Source organism: Streptomyces sp. NPDC054840, assembly GCF_053611065.1.
Window position 1 is genome coordinate 1 of record NZ_JBSGZP010000315.1, and the last position, 8,166, is coordinate 8,166.

The 8,166-nt window shown below is 75.1% G+C and carries 5 protein-coding genes; 3 read left to right on the top strand and 2 right to left on the bottom strand.

Annotated elements, in window-relative coordinates; all coding sequences use genetic code 11:
- On the bottom strand, positions 1-3,357 hold a 3,357-nt coding region (locus tag ACWGIU_RS21785), incomplete at its 3' end, for a beta-ketoacyl synthase N-terminal-like domain-containing protein (RefSeq protein WP_453708193.1).
- 567 nt (positions 3,358-3,924) lie between these two features.
- On the opposite strand from ACWGIU_RS21785, the gene ACWGIU_RS21790 reads away from it, so the two are divergent.
- The 3 genes from ACWGIU_RS21790 to ACWGIU_RS21800 all read left to right on the top strand — a co-directional run bounded on the left by ACWGIU_RS21790 (position 3,925) and on the right by ACWGIU_RS21800 (position 6,926).
- Positions 3,925-4,818: a LysR family transcriptional regulator gene (locus tag ACWGIU_RS21790; protein WP_453708195.1), complete on the top strand. Its 894-nt coding sequence runs from the start codon at positions 3,925-3,927 to the stop codon at positions 4,816-4,818.
- A 138-nt stretch (positions 4,819-4,956) separates the two neighbouring features.
- On the top strand, positions 4,957-5,568 hold the full coding sequence (locus tag ACWGIU_RS21795; protein ID WP_453708197.1) for an Ig domain-containing protein: 612 nt from the start codon (positions 4,957-4,959) through the stop codon (positions 5,566-5,568).
- An 83-nt stretch (positions 5,569-5,651) separates the two neighbouring features.
- Complete coding sequence (locus ACWGIU_RS21800; RefSeq protein WP_453708199.1) at positions 5,652-6,926, top strand: cytochrome P450 family protein; 1,275 nt, start codon at positions 5,652-5,654, stop codon at positions 6,924-6,926.
- A gap of 40 nt (positions 6,927-6,966) precedes the next feature.
- Here ACWGIU_RS21800 and ACWGIU_RS21805 read toward each other — a convergent pair.
- On the bottom strand, positions 6,967-8,166 hold a 1,200-nt coding region (locus ACWGIU_RS21805), incomplete at its 5' end, for a molybdopterin-dependent oxidoreductase (protein ID WP_453708201.1).

Sequence of the window (8,166 nt, forward strand, 5' to 3'; positions counted from 1 at the left end):
CTCCTCCAGGCCGAGCCGGGGCTCTTCCGAACCGCCGTAACCGGCGAGCACGGCGTGGTAGTTGGTGCCGCCGAAGCCGAAGGCGCTGACCCCGGCGATCCGCCGCTCCGCGGGCACCGGCCAGGGCCGGGCCTCGCTGTCGAAGGAGAACGGGCTGCTCTCCGCCCGCCATGCCGGGTTGGGCGAGTCGATGTGCAGGGTCGGGGGCCGCACGCCGGTGTGGACCGCCCGGGCCGCCTTGATCAGCCCCGCCAGCCCGGCCGCGCACTTGGTGTGCCCGAGCTGCGATTTGACGGAGCCTAGCGCGCAGGACCCGGGCTCGGCCCCGGATGCGGTGAACAGCTTGCTCAGTACGGCCAGTTCGGTGCTGTCCCCGACGACCGTGCCCGTACCGTGCGCCTCGATCAGGCCCACCTCGTCCGCCGTGATGCCGGCCCGGGCGTACGCGCGCTCCAAGGCCCGCCGCTGCCCTTCCGGCCGGGGCGCGGTCAGGCCGAGGGAACGGCCGTCGCCGGCGGCGCCGACCGCCTTGATCACGGCGTACACGCGGTCTCCGTCGCGCTCCGCGTCCGCGAGGCGCTTCAGGACGAGGGCGCCCACGCCCTCGCCGAGCGCGATTCCGTCGGCGGCCGCGTCGAAGGGCCGGCAGCGGCCGCCGGGCGACAGGGCGCGGACGGAGGCGAACATCAGGTAGTCGTTGATGCCGTTGTGCACGTCGGCGCCCCCGCACAGCACCATGTCGCTGTCGTGATCGCGCAATTGGCGACAGGCGAGGTCCAGCGCGGCAAGCGAGGACGCGCACGCGGCGTCGACCGTGCAGTTCGCGCCGCCCAGGTCCAGCCGGTTGGCGATCCGCCCGGCGATGACGTTGGCGAGGATCCCGGGGAAGGAGTCCTCGGTGAGGCGCGGCAACTGCTCGTCCAATTCGGGTGGGAGATCCCCCAGGTAGGCCGGATGCAGCGCGCGCAGCCCGTAGGCGCCGGCGAGTTCGGTACCGGCCTCCGCGCCGAAGACCACCGAGGTCCGGGAGCGGTCGAAGGCGCGGTCCTTGCCGTAGCCGGCGTCCCCGAGGGCCCGCGCCGCGATCTCCAGGGCCAGCAGCTGCACCGGCTCGATCCCTGCGAGCGAGGCGGGCGGGATGCCGTGCGCGAGGGCGTCGAAGGGCACCGGGCCGAGGAAGCCGCCCCAGCGGGAGGGGGTGCGCTCACCGGCCCGGGCGGGGTCGGCGTCGTAGTAGAGCGCCGGGTCCCAGCGTTCGGCCGGTACCTCGGTGACGGCGTCCGTCCCGGCGAGGACCATCGCCCAGTAGGCGGCGAGGTCGGGGGCACCGGGATACGCGCAGGCCATCCCGACGACGGCGATGTCGAGGGGGTCGGCCACCGGCCGCGGCGGCTGCTGCGCCGTCGCCCCCGCGCCGGTGAGTTCCCTGGCCCGCCGCTCCAGCAGGGCGGTGGCCCCCTCGGTGACCTGCGCGTGCAGCGCCGCGATCGTGGTGGTGCCCGTGCGCAGGGTGGCGGCCTGCCCGAGCATGAACAGCCCGTCCGTCTCCTGCTGCTTCTCGGGGACGGCCTCCAGCCCGCCCCCGTCGGCGCTTCTGCGCAGACCCTTGCTGGCGATCCGCAGCCGCCCCAGATTCAGCCGCTCCAGCTCCTCCCACACCGTGCGCGGCTCGATGCCGCTCTCCGTGAGCCGCCGCCGGGTCGCCTCGAAGGTCTCGGCGTACGGGGTGGCCGCGCACCGGGTGGCGTGTCCCGGCGCGGTGTGCAGCAGTACGGTGTCCGCGCACTCCACCGCCGCGCGCTGGAAGCCCGGCAGGACCGCGCCCGCGCCGACGGCCTCCTCGGTGAACAGGTAGGCGGTGCCCATCAGCACCGCGACCCGCGCGCCCCGGTCGGCCAGCGGGGCCGCGGCCGCCACCGCCATGGCGGCGGACCGTTCGTCGTGGATCCCGCCCGCGAACAGCAGGTCCAGGGCCTCGGGTTCGGGACCGGTCAGGAGCCGCTCGATCTGCTCCTCCCACAACGGGAAGGAGGCACGCGGCCCGACGTGTCCACCGCACTCCAGCCCCTCGAAGACGAACCGCCGCGCCCCCTCGGCGAGATACCGCTCCAGCAGGCCGGGCGAGGGCACGTGCAGGTGGGTCCGGATCCCGGCGGCCTCCAGCGGGGCCGCCTGCGCCGGGGTGCCGCCGGCGATGATCGCGTACGGCGGACGGGCCTCGGTCACGGCCGCCAGTTGCTCCTGCCGCAGCTCGGGCGGGGCGAATCCGAGCAGGCCCACGCCCCAGGGCAGGTCCCCGAGCCGCTCGGCCGTCTCCGCCAGCAGCCGGCGTACGTCCGGGCCCTCCATCACCGCGAGCGCCAGGTACGGGACCCCGCCCGCGGCGGCCACCGCCGCGGCGAAGGCCGCCTGATCGCTCACCCGCGTCATCGGGCCCTGCGCGACGGGCAGCGGGCGCGCCAGGGGCCGGGCCCGTACGGCGGCCTCCAGGTGTCCGGCGACGGCCGCCCGGACCGCCTGCACAACGCCGCCCGTGGTCCGGTACCGCGCGGCCAGGCGGGCCGCCGAGGCACCGTCCTGCCCGACGGGAAGCAGCTGGGTCCGCAGGTCGCGGGCGCCGAGCAGGGTGTGCACGGGCCCCTCGGGCGGGGTCAGGCCGGGCCGCGCGAACACCCGGTGTCCGTCGCTCAGCCGGGTCTCGGAGCCGTCCATCGCCCGGAGCGCCGAGGTGATTTCCTCGGGGAGACCAGCCTCGCCCTCCGCCGTCAGGGCCAGTTGTACGTCGATCAGTACCCCGGCCGCCCCGCCCGCGACGGCCGCGGCCGCCGTGTGCGGGCCGATCCCGCCGCAGGCCCGTACCGGCACCCGGACCGCGGGGTCGCCGAGGAGCTGCTGGAGCAGGACGAAGGTGGTGGCCGCGCCCACCCGGCCGCCTCCCTCGTGGCCCTTGGCGACGAGCGCGTCCGCCCCGGCGGCTACGGCCGTCCTGGCCTCGGCCGCGCCGGTGACCTCGGCCCACACCCGGGGCCGCCCGGCCGCCGCGGCCCAGGCGGCCATCCGCGCGGTGGTGTGCGAGGCGGGGTCGGCGAGCAGCACGGTGTCCACCGCGGCGGGCAGCTCTCCGGGGCCGAGAGGGCAGCCGGCCGGCACCCGTACCCCGTACCGGGCGCCGCCCGCGAGCCTGCGCCCCAGCTCCGCGAAACCGCGCCGCGCGGCGTCGGCGTCCCGGCCGAGGTCGAGCAGGCCCAGGGCCCCGGCGCGTTCGGCGGCGGTCACGACGGCCGGGTGGGGTTCCTCGAAGGGGCTGACCGCGACGACCAGGTCACGGGTGGCGGCGGGCTGCGGGTGGGGGGTCACGGGCGCTCCTCTTCCAATGCTGTGTGACATGGCGCAGGGCAGGACGGAAGAACGGACGAGCAGGCGCACTGCCGAACGGGGGCGAGCTGCCGAACGGGGCGAGCTGCCGAACGGGGCGAGCGGGCGAGCCGTGCAACGGCATTGCGGGGCGGGGCGGAAGACGGGGGAGTGCGGTGGCGGTCACGCGCGACGGCCGGGGAACCCGCCGCGGGTACGGCGGTCTTGAACCGTGGTCAAACACCCGCAATGCCGCGTTGCATCGTGCGGTGGCCGCCCTGCACTGTCAACAGCCATGCGGAATACGATGCTTCGCACTCGCGACGTACACGTGCCACCCGAAATCCCGCCCGGGAGGAGCCCCGGCAGCCCCCGTCCGAGCCGGTGGCCTGCGGGTTCTCCGCCCTGCCGGGCCGCCCCCGCCGCGCGGGCCGGCGTACCGCGTCCTCGCGGGCAATGCCGCGCCGGCATGCCTGGCCACCGACCGGGCATGACCGTCACGCCGGACCCGGCGCGTTGTTCACCCGACGAGCCCTTACAGGTACAGCCTCACGCGGTTACCGTCCGGTCATGACCCCCACCCTCGCGCAGCTCCGCTACCTCGTCGCCGTCGCCGACTGCCGGTCCATCACCGGGGCCGCCGCCTCGGTCTTCGTCGCCCAGTCCGCGCTGTCCCGGGCCGTGCAGGCCATGGAGCGGGATCTCGGCGTCGAGCTCCTGGCCCGCCGGGGAAGGGGGGTGGACCTCACGCCGGAGGGGGCCCGGGTCGTCCGGCTGGCCCGGACCGTACTCAACGCGGTGGAGGCCATCGACGACATCGGCACCCCGCACGGCGGGGCCGCCGGGGCGGTCCTGACGCTCGTCACCACCCCCACCCTCGCCCTCGACCTGGCCACCGACCTGATCGCGTCCTTCACCGCACGGCAACCGACCGTCGACGTCCGGCTCCAGCAGCACGGCAGCAGGGAGGACCTGGTCGAGGAGGTGACCCAGGGACGTGCGGAACTGGCCCTGGTCGACCTGCCCGTCGACAAGGAACTCTCCACCCACTTCATCCAGGAACGGGAGGTGGTGCTGATATCGCCGCCGGGGTCCCGGCTGCCCCACCCGATGCCCCTGCGCATGCTCGACGGCCTGCCGATGGTGCTGCCCACGCCGGGGACCGGCCGACGCACCGAGATGGAGGCCATGTTCAGCTGCCTCGGGGTACGGCCCCTTCCCACGCTGGAGGTCGACGAACGCCTCGCCTGGGTGACGGGTGTGACGGACGGCCGGGGCTCCCTCATCTGGTACCGGGACGTGGTGCCGAGAGCCTTCGGGAGCCGGGCCGAGATCCGCTCCTTCGCGCCGCCGCTGCTGCGCCCGGTGGGCATCGCCCATGCCCGGCGACCGCTCAGCCGGGCGGCCCGCGCGTTCATCGCACAAGCCGGGCACAAGGCGCCCGTCCGGGAACCGGTGCGCTGACCGGACATGCCCCCGCGGCATTGAACGATGCTCGAACGGGAGGGGATCGGCTCTGGCAGGCCCACCGATGTCCCCTCACATTGGGCGCATGTCCCGACTCCTGACACCCCCACGGGCCGCCGCCCTCGCGACCGCGGAGTGACCGGGCAGGTCAACACCCTCACCGAGGTCCGGCCCGGTCCCGTGTTCGCCACCGACGGCGCCTTCTCGCCGACGGGCGCCTCGTACCCCCTGCGCAGTGGCGGCCCGCTGGGCGCCAATACGGCCTCCGTGTACGACACGGCCGGGGTCAAGCTCGCGGCCGTCGCCCTCCCGGCCCAGTCGCAGGGGGAGACGGTGACGTACGCCGACTGCGCGAACCTGCTCGTGGGCTCGGAGAACGACACGCAGATCTGGCGGGTCCCCTTGCCACCGGAGGCCACCCCCGGCTGCGGCGGCACCCCGACCCCCACGCCGACGCCCACTCCCACACCGACCCCCACCCCCGGCGGGCTGAAGTTCACCGACCCCGGCCCGCAGACGTGCACGTTCAACCGGTCCTGCACCGTCCAGCTCGCCACCACCGGGGCGAAGCCCCCCGTCCGGTACGCCGCCACCGGCCTGCCCTGGGGGCTGACCCTCGACAGCGCCTCCGGGCGGATCACCGGCAAACCCTGGGGCAGCGGCGCCTTCCAGGTCACCGCCACCGCGAGCGATGCCACCGGATCCACCGCGGGCACCACCTTCACCCTGACGCTCAGCTGGTTCTGAGACGGGGTGGACACGGGCTTGTCCAACCCGCCCCCGGGCCGCACTGTTGACCGAGTTTCGTCCACCAGGTCAGGAGAGCCGGCGTGTCGTCCCCCATCTCACCCGTCCCGCAGGGCCCGCCCACCCCGCACGTGATCGACTCCACCGGCGGTTGCCCGCACGCCCTCAACGCCCGGCTGCGCGCCGAGCACGGCGCGGTGGCGGAGGTCGTGCTCCCCGGCGGGGTCCCCGGGGCGGTCGTCCTGGGACACGACGCGCTGAAGGAGTTCCTCGCCCACCCCGAAGTGGCCAAGGGAGCCCGGCACTTCCCCGCCCTGCACGACGGCACCATCCCTCCCGACTGGCCGCTGCGCGTCTTCGCCGACGCCCAGGGCATGCACACCGCGGACGACGCCGACCACCGCCGCCTGCGCGGGCTGGTCGGCAAGGCCTTCACGATCCGCCAGGTGGAACGGCTGCGGCCGCGCGTCGAGGAGCTGACCGCCGCACTCCTCGACGACCTCGGGCGGGCCGCGGCCGAGTCCCCGGACGGGGCCGCCGACCTGTACGAGCACTTCGCCCTCCCGCTCCCGATGAACGTCATCTGCGAACTGCTCGGCGTGGAGCCCGAGCACCGGGGCCGGCTGCACCACCTGACCAACAAGGTGGTCGTCGCCACCGACATCACCCCGGCCGAGAAGATGCTCGCCCTGCGGGAACTCATGACCCTGACCGGCACGATCGCGGCCGCCCGCGCCGCCAACCCCGGCGACGACCTCACCAGTGCGCTGATCGCCGCCCGCGAGGACGACGGCGACCGGCTCACCGAGGTCGAACTCATCGGCACCATGCGGCTGATGCTCGTCGCGGGCCACGAGACCACCCTCAACCTCATCGTCAACGCGGTCCGTGCCCTGTGCGCCCACCGCGACCAGCTCGCACTGGTCCTGGACGCCAAGGCCACCTGGTCGGACGTGGTGGACGAGACCCTGCGCTGGGACACCCCGGTCAGCTGGTTCCCCTTCCGCTACCCCACCCGGGACCTGATCGTCGACGGGACCGTGATCCCGCAGGGCACCCCGGTGCTCGCCGGCTACAGCGCGGCGGGCCGCGACACGTCCTTCCACGGCCCGGACGCCGACCGCTTCGACATCACCCGTCCCACCGCCGCCCGCAGCCTCGCCTTCGGCCACGGCGCCCACTACTGCACCGGGGCCCCGCTCGCGCGACTGGAGGCCACGATCGCCCTGGAGCGGCTCTTCACCCGCTTCCCCGACCTCGACCTCGCCGTCCCGGACGGAGAACTCCCCTACCAGAACAGCTTCATCAGCAACAACGTCCAGTCACTGCCGGTCCGCCTGAACGGTTCCCCCACCTGACAAGGCGGCGATGCCCGCCGCCCGCGGTCGGCGACACGGCTCAGCCCAGGGCACGGACGTGTACGTTCACGGTGTGCCACCCGGTCGCCCCGTCGGGCACGGTTCCGGTGCGGACGCCCGTCTGGACGGCGCCCGTGCCGTCCGTCGCGCGGACCTCCAGGGTGTGCCGCCCGGGGACGGCCTCCCAGGGCCAGACCCACTGGCGCCAGGTGTCCGCGCCGTCGGCCGTGCCGAGTCGCGCCTCCTGCCAGGCGCCGCCGTCCACCCGTACCTGGACCCGCTCGATCCCGCGGTGCTGGGCCCACGCCACCCCGGCGACCGCCACCCGGCCCGGTGACAGGTCGGCGTACGGGCGGGGGGTGTCGATGCGCGCCTGTGTCTTGACCTGGGCCTGCTGGGCCCAGGACCGGCGCACCCAGTAGGCGTCGTAGGCGGCGAAGGTGGTCAGCCGCAGCTCGGCGAGCCACTTGCAGGCGGAAACGTACCCGTACAGGCCCGGTACGACCATTCGGACGGGGAAGCCGTGGGCGAAGGGCAGCGGCATGCCGTTCATGCCGACGGCCAGCAGGGCCGCCCGGCCGTCCATGACGGCCTCGACCGGCGTCCCGATGGTCATGCCGTCCACCGAACGTGCCACCAGCTGGTCGGCGGGCCCGCCCTGGGACGGCGGCCGCACCCCCGCCTCGCGGAGCAGGTCCCCGAGGCGCACGCCGAGCCACCGGGCGTTGCCCGCGTACGGGCCGCCGACCTCGTTGGACACGCACGTGAGGGTGATGTCGTGCTCGACCACCGGCCGGGCCAGCAGCTGACGCAGATCCAGGTCCAGCGGCCGCGTCACCCCCTCCCCGTGGATGCGCAGCCGCCAGGTGTCCGCGTCCACGCGAGGGACGACCAGCGCGGTGTCCACCCGGTAGAAGTCCTGGTTCGGGGTGAGGAAGGGGCCGAGTCCGGGCACCCGCAGATCCGCGCCGACGGGCACCGGCGGCGCGGGCACGGTGGGCCGGGGCAGGAGGAAGCGGGCCCGGGAGGCGGTGGCGTCGGCCGAACCGTGGGCGCCCAGGCGCCGTGCTCCGAGCCCGGCCCCGGCCGACGCCGCGAGGACGGCGGCCACCAGTCGGCCGAAGCGGCGGCGGTCCATCGAGCCGGCCCCGTCGGCCCCGTCCCGCGCGGCTTCGGCAGGGCGGGTCCGCCGCCCGGCCGTGACCAGCAGGTACAGCACCCCGGCCGATACGAGTGCGCC